Source organism: Arthrobacter sp. UYNi723, assembly GCF_054057635.1.
The window spans coordinates 303885-321918 of record NZ_JBSRZM010000001.1; the positions used below are offsets into that span (position 1 = coordinate 303885).

The 18034-nt window shown below is 63.6% G+C and carries 12 protein-coding genes and 2 tRNA genes; 5 read left to right on the forward strand and 9 right to left on the reverse strand.

Annotation, left to right across the window (positions count from 1 at the left end; all coding sequences use genetic code 11):
* Positions 1-61: 61 nt before the first annotated feature.
* The 6 genes from ACVWY0_RS01400 to bcp form a co-directional block, all read right to left on the reverse strand.
* Positions 62-3313, reverse strand: a complete 3252-nt coding sequence (locus ACVWY0_RS01400; RefSeq protein ID WP_485835126.1) for an efflux RND transporter permease subunit — start codon at positions 3311-3313, stop codon at positions 62-64.
* A 79-nt stretch (positions 3314-3392) separates the two neighbouring features.
* A complete protein-coding gene (locus ACVWY0_RS01405) occupies positions 3393-4895 on the reverse strand; it encodes a malate:quinone oxidoreductase (RefSeq protein ID WP_485835127.1) in 1503 nt (500 codons plus the stop codon).
* A 79-nt stretch (positions 4896-4974) separates the two neighbouring features.
* On the reverse strand, positions 4975-6597 hold the full coding sequence (locus tag ACVWY0_RS01410) for an ABC transporter substrate-binding protein (RefSeq protein WP_485835199.1): 1623 nt from the start codon (positions 6595-6597) through the stop codon (positions 4975-4977).
* Between the two features lie 196 nt (positions 6598-6793).
* Positions 6794-7465: a fasciclin domain-containing protein gene (locus tag ACVWY0_RS01415; protein ID WP_485835128.1), complete on the reverse strand. Its 672-nt coding sequence runs from the start codon at positions 7463-7465 to the stop codon at positions 6794-6796.
* Positions 7466-7714: 249 nt separating this feature from the next.
* Positions 7715-7796 (reverse strand) — tRNA-Leu (locus ACVWY0_RS01420).
* Between the two features lie 160 nt (positions 7797-7956).
* Entirely contained in the window at positions 7957-8430 is a 474-nt protein-coding gene (bcp, locus tag ACVWY0_RS01425; RefSeq protein ID WP_485835129.1) for a thioredoxin-dependent thiol peroxidase, read from the reverse strand.
* 95 nt (positions 8431-8525) lie between these two features.
* Between bcp and ACVWY0_RS01430 the strand changes: the two genes are divergently transcribed.
* The 3 genes from ACVWY0_RS01430 to ACVWY0_RS01440 all read left to right on the forward strand — a co-directional run bounded on the left by ACVWY0_RS01430 (position 8526) and on the right by ACVWY0_RS01440 (position 11000).
* On the forward strand, positions 8526-8981 hold the full coding sequence (locus tag ACVWY0_RS01430; RefSeq protein WP_252565262.1) for a MarR family winged helix-turn-helix transcriptional regulator: 456 nt from the start codon (positions 8526-8528) through the stop codon (positions 8979-8981).
* Between the two features lie 156 nt (positions 8982-9137).
* The gene (locus tag ACVWY0_RS01435) at positions 9138-9302 is read left to right on the forward strand and encodes a hypothetical protein (protein WP_485835130.1); all 165 of its coding nucleotides are present in this window, start codon (positions 9138-9140) and stop codon (positions 9300-9302) included.
* A 3-nt stretch (positions 9303-9305) separates the two neighbouring features.
* On the forward strand, positions 9306-11000 hold the full coding sequence (locus tag ACVWY0_RS01440; protein ID WP_485835131.1) for a family 16 glycosylhydrolase: 1695 nt from the start codon (positions 9306-9308) through the stop codon (positions 10998-11000).
* A 462-nt stretch (positions 11001-11462) separates the two neighbouring features.
* Here ACVWY0_RS01440 and ACVWY0_RS01445 read toward each other — a convergent pair.
* The 3 genes from ACVWY0_RS01445 to ACVWY0_RS01455 all read right to left on the reverse strand — a co-directional run bounded on the left by ACVWY0_RS01445 (position 11463) and on the right by ACVWY0_RS01455 (position 13818).
* Positions 11463-11538 (reverse strand) — tRNA-Lys (locus tag ACVWY0_RS01445).
* Between the two features lie 116 nt (positions 11539-11654).
* Entirely contained in the window at positions 11655-12842 is a 1188-nt protein-coding gene (locus ACVWY0_RS01450; protein WP_485835132.1) for a PQQ-dependent sugar dehydrogenase, read from the reverse strand.
* Complete coding sequence (locus ACVWY0_RS01455) at positions 12796-13818, reverse strand: sunset domain-containing protein (protein ID WP_485835133.1); 1023 nt, start codon at positions 13816-13818, stop codon at positions 12796-12798. Before ACVWY0_RS01455 ends, ACVWY0_RS01450 begins: the two co-directional genes overlap by 47 nt.
* Positions 13819-14026: 208 nt before the next feature.
* Here ACVWY0_RS01455 and ilvD point away from each other — a divergent pair, with 208 nt between their 5' ends.
* Positions 14027-15748 (forward strand): dihydroxy-acid dehydratase, encoded by a 1722-nt coding sequence (ilvD, locus tag ACVWY0_RS01460; protein ID WP_485835134.1) that lies wholly within the window; start codon positions 14027-14029, stop codon positions 15746-15748.
* 378 nt (positions 15749-16126) lie between these two features.
* Positions 16127-18034 carry an acetolactate synthase large subunit gene (locus ACVWY0_RS01465; protein ID WP_485835135.1) on the forward strand — a complete coding sequence of 636 codons (1908 nt, stop codon included), beginning with the start codon at positions 16127-16129 and terminating at the stop codon, positions 18032-18034.

Genomic DNA, 18034 nt, shown 5'->3' on the forward strand with positions numbered 1-18034 from the left:
TTTTCATGCGTTTGCATGTATCAACGGGTATAACGCCTCCCCGACGAGAATATTCCAGGTGTTACAGGGGGTCGCCCGGAGCGGCACGGCGGCCACTGACGCGGGGCACCATGCCGGTGGTCCAGTCGCGGAACTCGGCATCGACGTCGTCCGCTGCCGCAAACTCCGGGCGCTGCTGCATGGCACGGAGCAGTGCTTTTGTTTCCCGCCGTCCCTCCACGAGCCGGTACAGCACGGGAACCAGCACCAGGGTCAGCGCTGTGGACGAGACCAGGCCGCCGATCACCACCACGGCCAGCGGCTGGGAAATGAAGCCGCCGCCCCCGGTCAGGCCAAGCGCCATGGGTGTCAGGGCGAAAACGGTGGCCAGCGCGGTCATCAAGATGGGGCGGAGCCGCTGCCTGGCGCCATGGGTGATTGCGTCCGCCACGCTCATCCCGCCGCGGCCGTCCCGTGGCTGCCTGTACTGGTTGATGAGGTCGATGAGCACAATGGCGTTGGTGACGACAATGCCCACCAGCATCAGCATGCCGATCAGCGACGGCAGGCCCAGGGGAACGCCCGTGGCCAGCAGCAGGGCCACGGCGCCGGTGGCGGCAAAGGGAACGGACACCAGCAGGATCAGGGGCTGGATCAGCGACTTGAAGGTGGCCACCATAATGACATAGACAATCGCGATCGCGGCGAGGAGCGCCAGGCCCAGCTGCTGGAAGGACTCGGCCTGCTGGGTGGTGGCGCCGCCGAGTTCGGCGGTGACCCCTGCGGGGAGGCTGACCTCCGTGAGGCGCTTCTGCACCTCCGCGTTCACCGCACCGAGGTTGGAGCCCGACGGCGTGACTGACACTTTGGCGGTCCGCTGGCCGTTGCTGGCGGTAATGGAGACCGGCACGTCCACCTGTTCCACGGACGCGATGCTGCCCAGCGTGACGGGGGCGCCGGATGCAGGGAGTGCGATGTTGCGCACCGCGTCGATGCTGGTGAACCGGGTGCCCTTGCCGATCTGGACCGGAAAATCGTTGGTGTCGATCCGGACCGTACCGGCGGGGATGGGGCTGATGGTGGCAGCCAGGACGCCGGCCACCTGTTCCTCGTTCAATCCGGCCGCCGCGGTCTTGGCCCGGTCAACCTTGACCTGGACTACCGGCTGGCTGGCAGCGAGGTTGGTTGTCACCTCGCTGGTTTCCGGCACGCCAGCCATTGCTTCCACCATGGCCTCGCTGGCTGTGCGGAGGTCCTCGGACGTTGCCGCCTTGATGGTGATGTCCACCGTGGAGGATGTCCCGAAGCCTCCCTGCTGGGTGCCCACGGTAATCTTCCCGGAACCGGCCACCTTGCCTACTTCGGTCCGGACCGTTTCCTGGAGCGTTGCCTGGTTGGCCTTTTCATCCGTCACCACCGTGAACGTGGAGTTGGCGGCGCCGGAGGACGTCAGGGCGGCAAAGCCCGCCTGCGCGTTTCCGGAGGTGAGCTGGACATTTTTGACACCCTCGATGCCGCGGAGGACGTCCGCGACCTTGACGGCCGCTGCGCTGGTGTCGGCCAGGCTTGTGCCCGCCGGCATCAACTGGCGGACAGTCATGCTGTTCTGGCCGGAATCGCCGAGGAGGTTGGTGGACAGCAGCGGCGTCATGGCGGCCGTGGCGCCGAGCACCAGAACGGAGGCGACCAGGGTCAGCACCGGGTGCTTCTGGGTCTTGCTGAGGACGGGCAGGTAGGCGCGCTGCAGCCTGCTCTTCTGTTCGGCTTCCTGAGCCTGGGCACGGGCGGCGGCGGCAACACGGGCGGCAGCTTCGCGGGCGGCGGGCGAACCTGCAACGGGCGAACCGGCGGCGGCGGAACCGGCGGGGCTCTTGAGGAACCAGTAGGCCAGGACCGGAATGATGGTCAGCGATACCAGCAGGGATGCCAGCAGCGCCATGGTGACTGTCAGGGCGAAGGGCCGGAAGAGTTCGCCGGCGAGCTCACCCACGAAGGCAATGGGCAGGAAGACCGCCACGGTGGTCAAGGTGGAGGCGGTGATGGCGCCGGCCACCTCCCGGATAGCGGTGAGGATCGCGGGGACTTTCTCCTCCCCGTAGCTGAGATGGCGTTTGATGTTTTCGATCACCACAATCGAGTCGTCCACCACCCGGCCGATCGCAATGGTCAGCGCGCCCAAGGTCAGGATGTTCAGTGAATAGCCGGTCGCGGACAGGCCAACGAACGTGATCAGCAGCGAGAGCGGAATGGAGACCGCCGTAACAAGGGTGGAGCGGGCTGACATCAGGAAAACAAGGATAACGGCGACGGCGAAGCCCAGCCCGAGCAGGCCCTCGGTGGTGAGGTCCTTGATGGACTTCTCGATGAACGGGGCCTGGTCGAACACGGCGGTGAACTTTGCGTTGGACCCCAGCTCGGCCTCAAGGGCCGCCAACGAGTCGTTCACGGCGTGGGAGATTCCCACGGTGTCGCCCTCGGGCTTCTTGGTCACGGACACCGCCAGTGTTTCCTGGCCGTTGGTCCGGGTGATGGAGGTCCGTTCGTTGTCCTGCAGGCTGACCTCGGCCACCGTGCCGATCGTCGCGGCATCCTTCGCTCCGCCCAGGGGGAGTGCCTTGATGGCGTCCAGGGAATCCACCGGGCTGCCGATCTGGAGGGAGAGCGTCTTGCCCTGCTCCTGGATGGTCCCGGCCGGGATCAGTGCGCCGTTGTTGCCGAGGGCGTTCCGGATGGACTCGATCGTGGCGCCCTTGGCAGCCATCGCCTCGGGGCGGGGGAGGATCTCGATGTGCTGGGTGGCGCCGCCGGTCACGTCGGCTCCCCGGACGCCGTCGATCTTCTGGAGCCGGGGAACGGAGAGGCGTGCCAGGTCCGCGTTCAGTTCGCTCAACGGCTTGTCCGAGGACACGGCCAGGAACACGATGGGGAAGTCGCTGATGCTGCCCGCGATGGCCTGCGGCTGCACGTCCTCCGGCAGGGAGCGCTTGGCGTTGGAGATGGCGCGGTCGATCTGGTTCCGGGCGCGGTCGAGGTTTGTCCTGTAGGTGAACACCATGGAGATCTGCGAGACGCCGTTGCGTGACGTCGAGGAGGTGGACTCCAGGCCTTCGACGCCGTTCAGGGCAGTTTCCAGCGGTGCGCTGACCTGTTTGTCCACCACTTCGGGCGAGGCGCCGGGCATGGCGGAGAGGACGGTGATCTGGGGGAACTCAATGGAGGGGATGAGTTCCTGTTTCAGCGATGACATGGTGATCACGCCGAACACCGTCGCGAAGACGGTGATCAGCGCGATCAGCGCCCGGTTTGCCAATGAAAGTTGTGCCAGCCGGAACATCGCGGGTCTCTCCTGTGGTGTTGACGGACTCCTGCGGACCGGACCGTCCAGCCGGGCCTGCCGGCCGGAATGCCGGGCGTCAGTGGTTGGCGGAAATGCTCTCCAGCTGCAATGCCTTGGCCGTTGCCGTCTCGAGTTCGGCAGCCAGTTCCGGATTCTCATCCAGCTTCACACCGTAGCCCGGCATCATGTCCTTGAGCTTGCCCTGCCAGCCCTTGAAGTCCTTGGGGAAGGACTTCTGCAGCAGTTCAATCATGATGGGCACCGCTGTGGACGCGCCCGGCGACGCACCCAAAAGCGCCCCGATGGTGCCGTCGCGGCCGGCGATGACTTCCGTGCCGAACTGCAGCACGCCGCCCCTCTTCGGGTCCTTCTTGATGATCTGTACACGCTGGCCGGCGGTGATCAGCTCCCAGTCGCCGTCCTTGGCTTCGGGGTAGTACTCGCGCAGCGCTTCCACCTTGTCGCCGTGGCGCTTGGCCACCTCTTTAACGAGATACGCGGTGAGGTCCATGTTGTCCTTGGCCACGGCAAGCATCGGGATGATGTTGCTGGGCCGGATGGACAACGGCAGGTCAAGGTACGAGCCGTTCTTCAGGAAATTGGTGGAGAAGCCGGCATAGGGGCCGAACAGGAGCGAACGCTTCCCGTCGACGTACCGGGTGTCAAGGTGCGGGACCGACATGGGCGGCGCGCCCACCGAAGCCTGGCCATAGACCTTGGCGCTGTGTTGGGCGGAGAGTTTTTCGTCGGTGCAGCGGAAGAACTGGCCGGACACAGGGAACCCGCCGTAGCCCTTGCTTTCGGGAATACCGGAGGCCTGGAGGAGGTGCAGCGCGCCGCCGCCGGCGCCCACAAACACAAACTTGGCGTGGATCTTGCCGTGTTCCCCGGAAGCCGGGTGCTTGATCGAAAGGTCCCAGCCGCCGTCGGCCGCTTTGGAGATGCCGCTGACGTCATGGCCGTAATTGATTTCGACGCCGTTGTTCCCGAGATAGGTGGTCAGCTCACGGGTGAGTGCCCCGAAGTCGACGTCGGTCCCCTCCGTTGCCCGGGTGGCGGCGATGCGCTGTTTGGGGTCGCGGCCCTTGACGATCAGCGGCGCCCATTTGGCGATCTGGGCGTGGTCCTCGGAGTACTCCATGCTGCGGAACAGCGTGTGGGGCTTGAGCGCTTCGTAGCGGGTCTTGAGGAATTTGGTGTTGTCCTCGCCGATGACAAAGCTCATGTGCGGGACGGTGTTGATGAAGCCCTTCGGCGAGCCGATCAGGGATTCTTCCACAAGATGGGACCAGAACTGGCGGGACAGCTGGAACTGTTCATTGATGAGCAGGGCCTTGGCCGGGTTCACCGAGCCGTCTTTGGCTGCGGGGGAGTAGTTGAGCTCGCACAGGGCGGCATGTCCCGTTCCGGCGTTGTTCCAGGGGTCGGAGCTTTCCAGCCCGGGCTGATCCAGGCGTTCGAACAGGGAGATGGTCCAGTTCGGTTCAAGCTGCTTGATGAATGCCCCGAGCGTGGCGCTCATGATGCCGCCGCCAATCAGTACGACGTCGGCATGTTGGGTCTTGGATATGAAGGTCACAATCAGTCTCCGATAGCAGCGGCTCTGGCTGTCAAAGAATATCCCCGGGCGGCCCGCATACTGAAATTGGGCCGGGCCGTCAAGGCTTTAGCTGTACCTTTGTGAAAACTTCACTCAGGACCGGGGACGCCGGGTAGCTGCTGACGCGGTCCGAGAGTGCGAGTGCCGAGATGGGGAAGGCGATGGGAACCGCCGGCACAGTGGCCGCGATCTGGGCGTTGATGGTGTGGTACTGCTCGTCGCGTTCCTTGCCGGCAGGGAGGCCGCGGGCGCGGTTGATCTTGGAAAAGACCTGCGGGTCCTGGTAGCCGAATTCGCCGTTCTTTTCGCCGAACAGCGGGCCCACAAAGTTATCGGCATCCGCATACGCGCCGTTCCAGCCGAGTAGGTGAAGCCCGTGGTCCCCGGGTGACTGCACTTTCTGGAGGTAGCCCTCGGACCAGTCCACCGGGACAGGCTTAATGTTGAACCCGACGGCGGTCAGTTGCCTGCTGATTTCTGCGTAGATTTTCTCCGGCGTGGGCAGATACGGGCGGGTGGCGTTAAGCGGATAGTAGAACCTGATCTCTTCCCCGATGTAGCCGGCTTCGGTCAGATAGGCCTTGGCCTTGACAGGATCGTGGCCCAGCGCGGGAGCGTCATTATTGAAACCGCTGATCTTCGGAGGAACGAACTGTGAGGCCTTGGCGGTGTTGTCGATGAAGAACTTGCGGATCAGGGTTTCCTTATCGATGGCCAGCTCAATGGCCTGCCGCACTTTTTCGTTCTGCAGGACCGGAATTTCCTGGTTGATGCCCAGGTACATCACCGAGAAAGGATCACGCTGGACGATCTGCATGCCCCGCTTGACCAGCTGATCGAAATTGCCCACAGTGACGGCGTCGTAGCCGTCGATCTTGCCGTCCAGGAGGGCCTGAAGCCGCGTCTGGGGGTGGTCGTACGTGACGAAATTAATGGTGGAGATCTGCCCGCGGTCACCCCAGTAGTTTTTGTGGCTGATGAGCCGGACACTCGCCTCGTCCCAGGCGGCCAGGCTGAACGGTCCTGTGCCAACGGGGTTGGTGGCGAACCGGGAGACCGGGTTTCCGCCACGGGTCTGATCCAGGACATCCGCCGTGCCCGCTGTCAGGGCGGCCGGGGATGCGATGGCGAACGCCGGCAGGGTGAGCGCCTGGAGGAACGCGGTGAAGCGCTGGGTCAGGTCGATCCGGACAGTGTCAGCGGAAAGGGCCGTGCAGCTCTTGAAAATGGAGAGCGCAGGATCGTCGGAATGTGCCTTGAACACGCTCTTGAAAGAGCTTCCCGGCGCCTGCCGCCGCAGTTCCGCCGAGAAGGCGAACCAGCGGTTGAAGTTGGCACACACGGCGTCGGCGTTGAAGGGCGTGCCGTCCTGGAACGAGACGCCGCTGCGGAGTTTGAACGTGTAGGAGCGGCCTTCGTTTTCCTCGGACCATTCCGTTGCCAGCAGCGGCGTGGGCTTGCCCGTGGTCTGGTCCACACCCACCAGGCCTTCGAGGATCTGCCGGGTGATCCGGTAGCTTTCCACATCGCTCGAGAGCGCGGGGTCCAGGCCGAGGGGCTGGGACGCCGTGCCGAACGTGAACGTTTCGGTGGGTTCAGCGCCGGCGGGCGCCGTCGAAGGAGACGTTGCCGAGGGCGAAGGCGGTGGGTTGCCGGTACAGGAGGTCAGGCCTAACGCCATAAAAACGGCGCCGGTCTTGATGACCGTTCGCCGCGAAGTACTGCTGGGCACTCGTCTATCACCTCTGGCTGCTTCTGGCCGGCGCCGCGGACTGCGGGCCAAGGACACAGTCTAGTTGACACACCCCGGTGCTCCCTGGACACACGCCAGAGGCCTGTTCCGGTTGCGGAACAGGCCCCTGGGCTTGAAAGCCGGACTACTTGGGCATCAGCACCGAGTCGATCAGGTAAACGGTGGCGTTCTTGGTCTGGACGCCGCCGCAGATCACGCTGGCGCCGTCAACCATGAGGGCATCCTTGCTGCCGGTCACGGTGACTGATCCGCCCTGGACCGTGGCGTGTGTGCCGGCGATCTTGTCCGGGGTGATCTGGCCGGGGACCACGTGGTAGGTCAGGATCTTGCTGAGCAGGGCATCGTCCGTCTTGAGCGTCTCAATGGTGGCGGCATCGATCTTGGCGAAGGCGTCATCCACCGGAGCGAAGACCGTGAACTCGCCGCCGTTAAGGGTGTCAACCAGGTCAACCTTCGGGTTCAGCTTGCCGGAGACAGCTGCCGTGAGGGTGGTCAGGATGGGGTTGTTGGATGCCGCGACAGCTACCGGGTCAAGGGCCATCCCGGCAACCGATCCTGCCCCGGTGGGGACCTTCTCGGCGTAGCCGGCGCAGCCTGCGCCAACGAGGTTTGCGGCCGGATCCATGGAAGCAGCACTGGCGGACGGTGACGGAGCCATCTTGGTCGCCGACGGTGTGGCGGCCGGAGCGGAGGAGCTCGGGGCCGTCGTTGTGGTTCCACCGCAGGCTGTGAGGCTCAGCAGGGCTGCAGCTGCAACGCCTGCGACGGTGAAGGATGTGCGCTTGAATGACTGCATTTCGGTTCTCCTTGTTTGTGCCGATTTCTTGCCTGCCGCAGACGTTGTGCCTGCCGCGTGGCCTTTTCCGACTGTTGGGCACCTGCCCTTGGCTGGTGTCTCAATGGGTATTCGGCCGGCGCGCGGAAGCGGATGGGTGGATCACCAAGAGTTTTTTAATTTCATGCCAAACCGGGGAGAACGCCCTGGCCGGCGGCAGTTAAATGACAGAGATCCCGGGCCCATGGGCCCGGGATCTCTGTATCAGTGTGCGCAAGGGGGGACTTGAACCCCCACGCCCGAAGGCACAGGAACCTAAATCCTGCGTGTCTGCCAATTTCACCACTCGCGCTTGGCAGTTGCTGCCGCTGTCTTCGCCATCGGCCAGTTGGCCAAAGGATAAAAACGTACGACGGCGGATGCCAGTTTCCATTGTAGCCTCGGGCAGGCGGGGTTCCGGTCAGCCGGTTCCTGCCGACTGTTCCGGCCGCCTGTTCCCCCGGGGTAGTGCCCTACGCGTCCAGTTTGAGGTCGCGCCGCAGTTTTGCCACGTGGCCGGTGGCCCGGACGTTGTACTGGGCCAGAGCCACCTTGCCGTCGGGATCGATCACCACGGTGCTGCGGATCAGTCCCTCATAGGTCCGTCCGTAGTTCTTCTTTTCGCCCCAGGCGCCATAGGCCTCGGCCACGGCGTGGTCCTTGTCCGAAAGCAACGGAAAGCTAAGGTCTTCTTTGGCGGCAAAGGCAGCAAGTTTGTTCACAGAATCGGGGGAGACGCCCAGGACCCGATAGCCGGCCGACGTGAAGGACGCCAGGCTGTCGCGGAAATCGCATGCCTGTTTGGTGCAGCCGGGGGTGGCGGCGGCCGGGTAGAAATAGACGATGGTGCTGCCGCCGTGACGGGAAGCAAGGCTGACGTCCTTACCCGACGAGTCCTTCAGGATGAAGCCGGGCGCTACGTCACCGGTCAAGAGTCTGTCAGCCACTGTTAATCTCCTCGTTGCAGGCGGAACACACCATTTTAGTAAGCATCCAGGACCGGTGCTAACCAGCCTTAGCTATACTTGCTGGTATGCCTGACATGGATCGCTGGCCCACTGGGCGCCTATTGTCCACTGCGGCACGCCTCGTTGAACACTCCTGGAACGAAAAGCTAAGCGCCATCGGACTGACGCACGCCGGCGTGATCGCTATCGAAGTCCTCTCAGCACAGGGGCCGATGACACAGGCCCAACTCGCCCAATATGTGCGCGTTCAGGCCCAGACCATGGGTAAAACCCTGAGCCGGTTGGAGTCCCACGGCCACATTGCCCGCGTCCGCAGCACCTCGGACCGCCGCAGCCAGGTGGTGTCCCTCACGGACAGTGGCCGGGAAGCCGCAGCCGCAGCCGTTGAGATGGAACGCTCGGTGCTCGCCGCGGCAACCATTGACCCTGACGCCCTGCGGCAGGAGCTCCAGGCCGTGGTCCGGGAGCTGGCCAGCCAGTTCGCCTCGCCGTCAACCCGGGCCTTGGTGGACGGCGCCCCGCTGGGCTAGGAAATCCCGGGTATCCGGTAAATCTGACTGGCACCATTACTGCAAAATTCCGCAGTGGTGGTGCCTTTTTAGGTTGTACCCTGAAACGTCCAGAAGGGGGCGTCTTGGCCGCGTGATTTTGCAGCGGTTCAGGGCGCACTTTCAGGAGGTGCATCGATGGTCGCTTTACAAAGTCCTGCAGCGGCTGAGGGCTGGATCGTCTCCCGCCTCCAGGACCTTGTCCTGGAAACCGCTGACTCGGGGGAGTTCCTTGATGAACTCTTCAACATCACCAGCGGCATCTGGCCATTGGTCTCCGCGCGCGATGCCCTTATCATCTGACGTATGCGGAAACACTTGGTCGCGCTTGGGGTGGCGGCAATCTTCCTGGCTAGCTGCTCGGCCCCTTCAGCTCAGCCGGCAGTAACGACGGCGGCGCCGGCCGCCACATCAGCATCAGCCACGCCGACGCCTGCTACGCCAACGACAGGCTCGGCCGCGACAGATCTGAACTGGGGCACGCCGACCGCTGGCGACGAGTTCAATTATACCGGCGCACCGGACGCCGCGAAGTGGTCCGTGTACAACAGTGCCGGGCACGCGGGGAATGGCATTCGGAGTCCCCAGCAGGTCACGGTAGACGGTTCCAAAATGGTCATGACTGGAACACCGGACGGCACGACCGCTGGAATGAGCGCGAAGTTTGGACGCCAGAAGTACGGCCGGTGGGAGGTCCGCGCGGCGGGTTCGGGTGACAATGAGTACCGTATGGTGTCGCTCCTGTGGCCGGATAGTGGGATTTGGCCGTGTGAGGGCGAAGTTAACTACGCAGAGAAGACCGGTGACTGGAACGTCATCAAGTTCTTCTACCACTACGGATGTTCGAACTCGCAGACGTCGGCGTTCAAGGCTCTGGACATTTCACAGTTCCACAACTACGCAGTGGACTGGTCTCCGAATGGGATCGTCGGCTACATCGATGGGGTGAAGTGGTTTGAGGACAACGACCCCGCGCACCAGCCTCCCGGTTCGATGCACCAGACGCTACAACTGGACTGGGAGCCAGACAGCACTGATAACGGCGCTGGCGAGATGCGAGTGGATTGGGTTCGCGTCTATGCGGCAGGCGATCCAACTCCCGCTGCCCTGCCGCCGCCATCCGATGAGTCGTTTGAGTTCGCCGCCACCGGGGACATAAACCCTGCGGGTAACACGTCGGCCACGTCGCACAGTGGTAAGAACGCGGCTAGTATCATCGCCGGTCTCAACGACGGTTCGCTGGACAACTTCCTTGCGCTGGGCGATTTCCAGTATGACAAGGGCACCTGTACCGCGCTCGAGGCTTACAACCAGTTGTGGGGTCCCGCTAAGGCCAAGACGTACTGGACCGCTGGCCCGAATCATGATGTTGAATCCGGCGAGAATGACGACGTTGACCGCTACATGGATGGGCAGTGCGTGTCCACGGTGAAGAGCGCGACTAGCTCCGATGTTGTACGGTTCCAAGACGCTCTTGATTGGTATTCGTTCGACAAGGGCAACTGGCACATTCTTGTAGCGCCTACGGCCACATGGCGTTATAACGCTACGCGGGCGCAAGCGATGACCTCGGAGATGGATGCCGACCTGAAAGCGGCGAAGGCCGCTGGAAAGCATCTGGCGGTTATCTACCATGATCCGTATTTCACCAGCAACACGTCGAGCCATACCCGCTTCTCTAAGGCGAAGCCGTGGATTGACGTGTTCTGGGCGAACCGCGTTCGTGTGTTGCTGTCCGGCTCACAGCACAATTATGAGCGGACCTGCCCGATTAACAACGCGGACCAGTGCGTTGCGGACGGGATGCAACAATTTCAGGTGTCCACTGGTGGAATCGGTCTCCGGGCGTTCACCAGCAACCCCTCATATGTGCAGCGGAAGTTTAGCGACACATGGGGTCACCTACGGATGAGCCTCAAGGCTGACGGCTCTTATACGTGGGAATTCCGTCCCGTTTCTGGCGGAATGCAGACTGACAGCGGGTCCCGAAGCCCTGGCTAATTCCTCGGTTCCGATCACCGCCGGTTCGGGCACCGTGAGGGACGTACCGCCACATTCCGCACGCTAGTGTTCCGTGTAAGTGGTTTCTTTGCGTTTCATCCTGCCCAGTAGATAGTCCGCTGACTTGGCTTTGCGGAAGCCCAGGCCTTGGCGGGGACCCACTCCGGGGGAGGCTTTCGGGGCCACCGTTGCGGTGCTGGCTTGCTCTATCGATCCGACTCGGCCGCGATAATGGCGTATTCCGGAAGGATTGAGTGGCTCTTTGGCGGACATACGTGGTGCCAAGGAAGCCAAAGGTGGTTGGATTCGGAGTCTCGCGGCAGTCGGCTGTGAAGGCGGCGTGTCCCAGCTCTTTCCCCGGAGCAGCAGGGAGTAAATCAGCCCGTAAATGCCCCACAGCGATCGAGGGGCAAAAGGAAACCCCGTCTTCACGGCTTGTGGCCAGTGAAGACGGGGTTTCTTTGGTGCACCCCCCGGGACTTGAACCCGGAACCCATTGATTAAGAGTCAATTGCTCTGCCAATTGAGCTAGAGGTGCATCTCTTATGTGGTGACCTTCCGGGCTTTTTCTTTCCCGGTTGATCTCCGCAACGACATGAAACTCTACACGAACTTCCGACCCATGTGAAATCGAGGCCCCGATGCTCCCCAGGTTCAGCCGGGAGGGGCCAGAACCAGCACAAAATCAGAGTTTTTGTTGTTAGTAAGCAGCCAGAAGCCGCCGTCGGGAGTCCGGATGACGTCCCGGATCCTGCCGTATTCCCGTGTGAAATAGGCCACAGGAGCGCTTGCCTCCTCACCGGACAGGGACACCGTCCAGAGGCGTTGGCCGCGCAGGGCGCCGAGGTAGGCGGTCGACCCGACAATTTCCAAGCCGCTGGGTGAGGAGTCCGCCGTCGAAGGCCACACCACCTTCGCGTCCCGGTAGCCATCCCGGTGCGGTGCCCCGGTTACTGCGGGCCAACCGTAGTTGCCTCCCGGCTCGATGAGGTTGAGCTCGTCGTTGACGTCGGGGCCGAATTCGCTGGCCCAGAGCCGGCCGGCACTGTCCCAGGCCAGTCCCTGGACGTTTCGGTGCCCCAGGCTGTACACGGCATTGTCGAAAGGGTTGCCAGGTGCGGGGTCACCCTCCGGAGTCAGCCGCAGGATCTTCCCGCCCAGGGCGTTGCGGTCCTGTGGCTGTTCGCGGCGCTGGGAGTCGCCTGTGCCCACGTACAGGAACCCGTCCGGGCCGAAGCGGATCCGGCCGCCATTGTGGGTTGATGCCTTCGGGATTCCGGAAAAGACCACCTCAGGGTCGCCAAGGTCCAGGGATCCGTCAGGCTGTTCCGTCAGCTTCAGCCGGGCGATGCGGTTGTCCTGTGCCGAGGTGAAGTACAGGTAAAGGTAGTTGTCGGACGGAAAGCCGGGGGAGAGGGCTAGTCCCAGCAAGCCTCCCTCACCGCCAGGAGCCACGCCGGGGACCTGGCCGATGGTGGTCGCCCTGCCATCCCGGACAGCTTTCAGCAGCGCAGAGTCACGCTCGGAGACGACGGCGGTTCCGTTCGGCAGGAATACCGCGGCCCAGGGAATGTCGAGCTGGAGATCGAGGCGTGCCACAACCTCCGGTGGCGTGGCGTTACCCGGGCCGGTCCCGATCCCGTTTCCTGTGCTGGTCCCGGTTCCTGTGATACTGCCGGTGGGGGCATCGTTGGCGTCCCCCGTGCAGCCCGACAGCAGCACGGCCAGGCACACTGCGAAGGCGCCCGCAGTGGGCTTGGCCGCCGCGAAGGCCCGAAAGTCCGCCTGCGTCCGGTCAGATTCGCGTCCGCCGCGGGGCGCGGAAGCCGGCAGCTTCCGCATGGGCCGCCGACTCAAACCAGACGTCGGCTTTCGTCTGCTCATAGTCCGGATGCCCCTCCTCGTAATAGACCATTGTTCCGGCGTCGGCCTTGACCTCGAAATCCGCCGGACCGCTTCCATCCGGGCCGGGCGACGCGGAACCTGCGCCGTAGGGCTGGTCCGCGGCCAGATGCCCGGTCGGTTCCGGTGCTGAGTCGGAGGTCTCCGCTTCCGCTCCGGCTTCAACGGCTTCGGCAGCAGCCGTTTCGGCGCCGGGCAGCGTAGGAGCGTGGGGGTCGGTGTATTCCGTGTGATGGACGTATCCGGCGTCCTGGGCCGGTGACGCCTCCGCCAGCGGGGAGTCCGCGATAACGGTAGAGCCCTCGCTAGGCGGCCGGTGACCGGCGTCGGGTTGGGTTGGCGCGCTTGCCTCTGACCACTGGGTTTCCCACTCGGCGTCGTCTGCCTGCCGGCCCGCGCTTTCCTGGCTGCCGGGCTCCTGGGTTGTCAGCTCCTCAGGGCCAGCCGGCTCTTCAGGGGAAGACACTTCCTCTGGGCCAGCCTGCTCCTTAGGGGATGACAGTTCCTCGGAGGACACGCGTTCCGATGCAGCAGCTGAGGCGGTATGCGTGGAACCGGCAACGTCGGGTTCAGCGACGACGTTCTGCCCGACGCTGGTGTCTTTTTCAATGCTGACTTCTTCACCACCGGCCTTGTGCCCACCGCCGGCTTCTTGGGATTCTTCCGTGCTGGACCGCACGGGCGCCTCGTCCGCCGTCGTCGGTGGCGCTGGCTCAGCAGCGCCGAAGCCCGCAGCACTGGGGATGCCCGCCGTGCCGGCGGCTTCCGCCGAGGCGGCTGCGCTTCCGCCGGCGAGGGCGCCGTCCGTCCGGATCGGCGTGGAGTCGCCGGTACTCGAGGAGCTGCTGCGGTTCAGCAGCCACCACACAACGCCTACGATCAGCACAATGAGGATAATCCAGAAGACAAAATCCATAGCAGGGCCCTTCAGTCCGGATGGCAAGGTTGCCGTTCCCTGACGGTACGTCGGCGCGAACGGGACTGTCTAGGTTCCGGCGGACCGGTAAGGGCCCGTCTCAAAATTTGAGACGAGAGTCCACCATTTGATCGAAATATTCCTGAAAATGGGCCAAACGGGCTGTTCGGGTCGTTGGCGTCCCGATCGGAGTCATAGACTTTGACCCATGAGTGAGGACACCCAAACAGCAACCGAGAACAAGATCGACATCAAGCCCCGCAGCCGGGTCGTCACCGACGGGATCCACGCGGCGCCTGCGCGCGGCATGTTCCGCGCCGTCGGCATGGGCGATGACGACTTCGCGAAGCCCCAGATCGGCGTTGCGAGTTCCTGGAATGAAATCACTCCCTGCAACCTCTCCCTGAACCGCCTCGCGCAGGGCGCCAAGGAAGGTGTCCACGCAGGCGGCGGGTTCCCCATGCAGTTCGGCACCATTTCCGTCTCCGATGGCATCTCCATGGGCCACGAAGGCATGCACTTCTCGCTCGTTTCCCGTGAGGTCATTGCCGACTCCGTGGAAACCGTCATGCAGGCGGAGCGGATCGACGGCTCGGTCCTGCTCGCCGGCTGTGACAAGTCCCTGCCGGGCATGCTGATGGCTGCCGCCCGCCTGGACCTCGCCAGTGTGTTCCTGTATGCCGGCTCCATCATGCCGGGCTGGGTCAAGCTTGAGGACGGCTCCGAAAAGGAAGTCACCCTCATTGACGCCTTCGAAGCCGTCGGGGCCTGTGCCGCCGGCAAGATGAGCCTCGAAGACCTGACCCGTATTGAAAAGGCCATCTGCCCCGGCGAAGGCGCCTGCGGTGGGATGTACACCGCCAACACCATGGCCTGCATCGGCGAAGCCCTGGGCATGTCCCTCCCCGGCTCCGCCGCCCCGCCGTCGGCCGACCGCCGTCGTGATGAATTTGCCCGCAAGTCCGGCGAAGCGGTGGTCAACCTGCTCCGCCTTGGCATCACCGCCCGGGACATCATGACCAAGAAGGCGTTCGAAAACGCCATCGCCGTCACCATGGCATTCGGTGGCTCCACCAACGCCGTCCTGCACCTGCTGGCCATCGCCCGCGAAGCCGAAGTCGAGCTGACCCTTGACGATTTCAACCGCATCGGCGACAAGATCCCGCACCTGGGAGACCTCAAGCCCTTCGGCCGCTACGTCATGACCGACGTGGACAGGATCGGCGGCGTGCCGGTCATCATGCGCGCACTGCTCGACGCCGGCCTGCTGCACGGCGACTGCCTCACCGTCACGGGCAAGACCGTGGCCGAGAACCTCGCCGCGATCAACCCGCCGGATTTGGACGGCAAGATCCTCCGTGCCATGGACAACCCGATCCACAAGACCGGCGGCATCACTATCCTGCACGGCACGATGGCTCCCGAGGGTGCTGTGGTGAAGAGTGCCGGCTTCGACGCCGACGTCTTCGAGGGCACCGCCCGCGTCTTCGAGCGTGAGCAGGGTGCCCTGGCCGCCCTGGATGAGGGCCTGATCAAGGCCGGCGACGTTGTGGTCATCCGCTACGAAGGCCCCAAGGGCGGCCCCGGCATGCGCGAGATGCTCGCCATCACGGGCGCCATCAAGGGCGCGGGGCTGGGCAAGGACGTCCTGCTCCTCACCGACGGCCGCTTCTCCGGCGGAACCACCGGCCTCTGCATCGGCCACGTGGCACCGGAGGCTGTCGACGGCGGCCCCATCGCCTTCGTCAAGGACGGGGACCGGATCCGCGTGGACATCGCAGCCCGCAGCTTCGACCTGCTGGTTGATGAGGCCGAGCTCGAATCCCGCAAGATCGGCTGGGAGCCCCTTCCGGCCAAGTTCACCAAGGGAGTGCTCGCCAAGTACGCCAAGCTGGTCCACAGCGCCTCCACCGGCGCATACTGCGGGTAGCACGGTTTCGTTCCTCAACCTCCGGCCGCTGGTTGAGCCCAACTGGGTAGCAGTAACTGTCGTTATGAGCGCTCATAACGACAGTTACTGCGACCCAGTTGGGGAACGTGGCCAACCAGTGGACAATGGTGTCCACACTGTGAGATGCGCACAGTCCTCGTTGACATGTATCTCACACAGAGGGAAAACTGAACGCATGATCGCATTCGTTACCAGCTGCGCCGCTGCAGATGCAGCCGTCGTCCTTACCAAGCGCGTGGCTCACTAGCCCGACTGGTAACGAACCGTCACGCGCAACCCCTCGAAAAGCCGCCAGGCTGAGGGGTTTTTTTATTTCCGCATTTCCAAGTACACAGATGATCCACAAGGAAGAGTCCGATGAGCAAAGGATCGCCGATCAGCCCCTCGCTGATGGCTACTAAGTCCGCTGGAGCCCCCAAGGCTCCGGAACGCGCCGACCGAACGGCTGACCAGGCCGCCGTCGTCGCTGATCTTGCCGCTGTCTCTCCTGTCCTTGGGCCGAACAACGTTGTACCCCCAACGGTGATGACCGGCTCGCAAGCTATTGTCCGATCGCTCGAAGAACTCGGCGTCGACGATATTTTTGGTTTGCCTGGTGGCGCTATCCTGCCTACCTATGACCCCTTGATGGCCTCCAGCATGAATCACATACTGGTCCGTCACGAACAGGGAGCCGGCCACGCCGCGCAAGGCTATGCCATGGTTACCGGCCGGGTGGGCGTCTGTATCGTCACCTCGGGCCCCGGTGCCACCAACCTCGTTACCCCCATCATGGATGCCCACATGGATTCCGTGCCGCTGGTGGCCATCACCGGCCAGGTCTCCAGCGGTGTGATTGGCACCGATGCGTTCCAGGAAGCCGACATTGTTGGCATCACCATGCCGATCACCAAGCATTCGTTCCTGGTGACCGACCCCAACGACATCCCGCACGTTATGGCGGAGGCCTTCCACCTGGCCTCGTCCGGACGTCCGGGACCCGTCCTGGTGGACATCGCCAAAGACGCCCAGCAGGGTCAGATGACCTTCTCCTGGCCGCCGAAAATCGACCTCCCCGGCTACCGCCCGGTGACGCGCGGCCATAACAAGCAGGTCCGCGAAGCAGCCAAGCTGATCGCTGCGGCCACCAAACCCGTGCTCTACGTGGGCGGCGGCGTGGTGAAGGCTCATGCCTCCGCGGAACTCCGCGAGCTGGCTGAACTGACCGGCGCCCCGGTAGTCACCACCCTGATGGCACGCGGCGTCTTCCCCGATTCCCACCCGCAGCACGTGGGCATGCCGGGCATGCACGGCACCGTTTCTGCGGTGACCGCGCTGCAGCAGTCCGATCTGCTCATCACGCTCGGAGCCCGCTTCGATGACCGTGTGACAGGCATCCTGAAGTCCTTCGCGCCGAACGCCAAGGTGATCCACGCGGATATTGATCCCGCCGAGATCTCCAAGAACCGTACCGCCGACGTGCCGATCGTGGGATCCGTCAAGGAAATCATCCCCGAACTGACCGAAGCGGTCCGCTCACAGTTTGAATCCGCCGGCACACCGGACCTGACCACGTGGTGGGCGTTCCTTAATAACCTTAAGGAAACCTACCCGCTGGGCTGGACCGAGCCGGAGGACGGGCTCAGCGCCCCGCAGCGCGTCATCGAACGCATCGGCGCATTGACGGGTCCCGAAGGCATCTATGTTGCCGGCGTTGGCCAGCACCAGATGTGGGCGGCACAGTTCATCAAGTACGAGCGCCCGCACGCCTGGCTGAACTCAGGCGGCGCCGGCACCATGGGCTATGCCGTACCGGCTGCCATGGGCGCCAAGGTGGGGGCACCGGACCGCGTGGTCTGGGCCATCGACGGCGACGGCTGCTTCCAGATGACCAACCAGGAACTGGCCACCTGCGCCATCAACAAGATCCCCATCAAGGTTGCCATCATCAACAACTCCTCGCTGGGAATGGTGCGCCAGTGGCAGACCCTCTTCTATGAGGGCCGCTACTCCAACACGGACCTGAACACGGGCCACGAAACCGTCCGGATCCCGGACTTCGTCAAGCTGGCCGATGCGTACGGCTGTGCTTCCTTCCGCTGTGAGCGGGACGAGGATATCGATGCCACCATCCAGAAGGCCCTCGAAATCAATGACCGCCCCGTGGTCATCGACTTCGTAGTGAGCCCCGACTCCATGGTGTGGCCGATGGTGCCCGCCGGCGTTAGCAACGACCAGATTCAGGTTGCCCGCAACATGACCCCGGAATGGGAAGAGGAGGACTGA

Coding starts and splice junctions, on each gene's coding strand:
- ACVWY0_RS01400 (WP_485835126.1), bottom strand. CDS start 3,313: ATGTTCCGGCTGGCACAACTTTCATTGGCAAACCGGGCGCTGATCGCG.
- ACVWY0_RS01410 (WP_485835199.1), bottom strand. CDS start 6,597: ATGGCGTTAGGCCTGACCTCCTGTACCGGCAACCCACCGCCTTCGCCC.
- ACVWY0_RS01415 (WP_485835128.1), bottom strand. CDS start 7,465: ATGCAGTCATTCAAGCGCACATCCTTCACCGTCGCAGGCGTTGCAGCT.
- ACVWY0_RS01430 (WP_252565262.1), top strand. CDS start 8,526: ATGGATCGCTGGCCCACTGGGCGCCTATTGTCCACTGCGGCACGCCTC.
- ACVWY0_RS01435 (WP_485835130.1), top strand. CDS start 9,138: ATGGTCGCTTTACAAAGTCCTGCAGCGGCTGAGGGCTGGATCGTCTCC.
- ACVWY0_RS01440 (WP_485835131.1), top strand. CDS start 9,306: ATGCGGAAACACTTGGTCGCGCTTGGGGTGGCGGCAATCTTCCTGGCT.
- ACVWY0_RS01450 (WP_485835132.1), bottom strand. CDS start 12,842: ATGCGGAAGCTGCCGGCTTCCGCGCCCCGCGGCGGACGCGAATCTGAC.
- ACVWY0_RS01455 (WP_485835133.1), bottom strand. CDS start 13,818: ATGGATTTTGTCTTCTGGATTATCCTCATTGTGCTGATCGTAGGCGTT.
- ilvD (WP_485835134.1), top strand. CDS start 14,027: ATGAGTGAGGACACCCAAACAGCAACCGAGAACAAGATCGACATCAAG.
- ACVWY0_RS01465 (WP_485835135.1), top strand. CDS start 16,127: ATGAGCAAAGGATCGCCGATCAGCCCCTCGCTGATGGCTACTAAGTCC.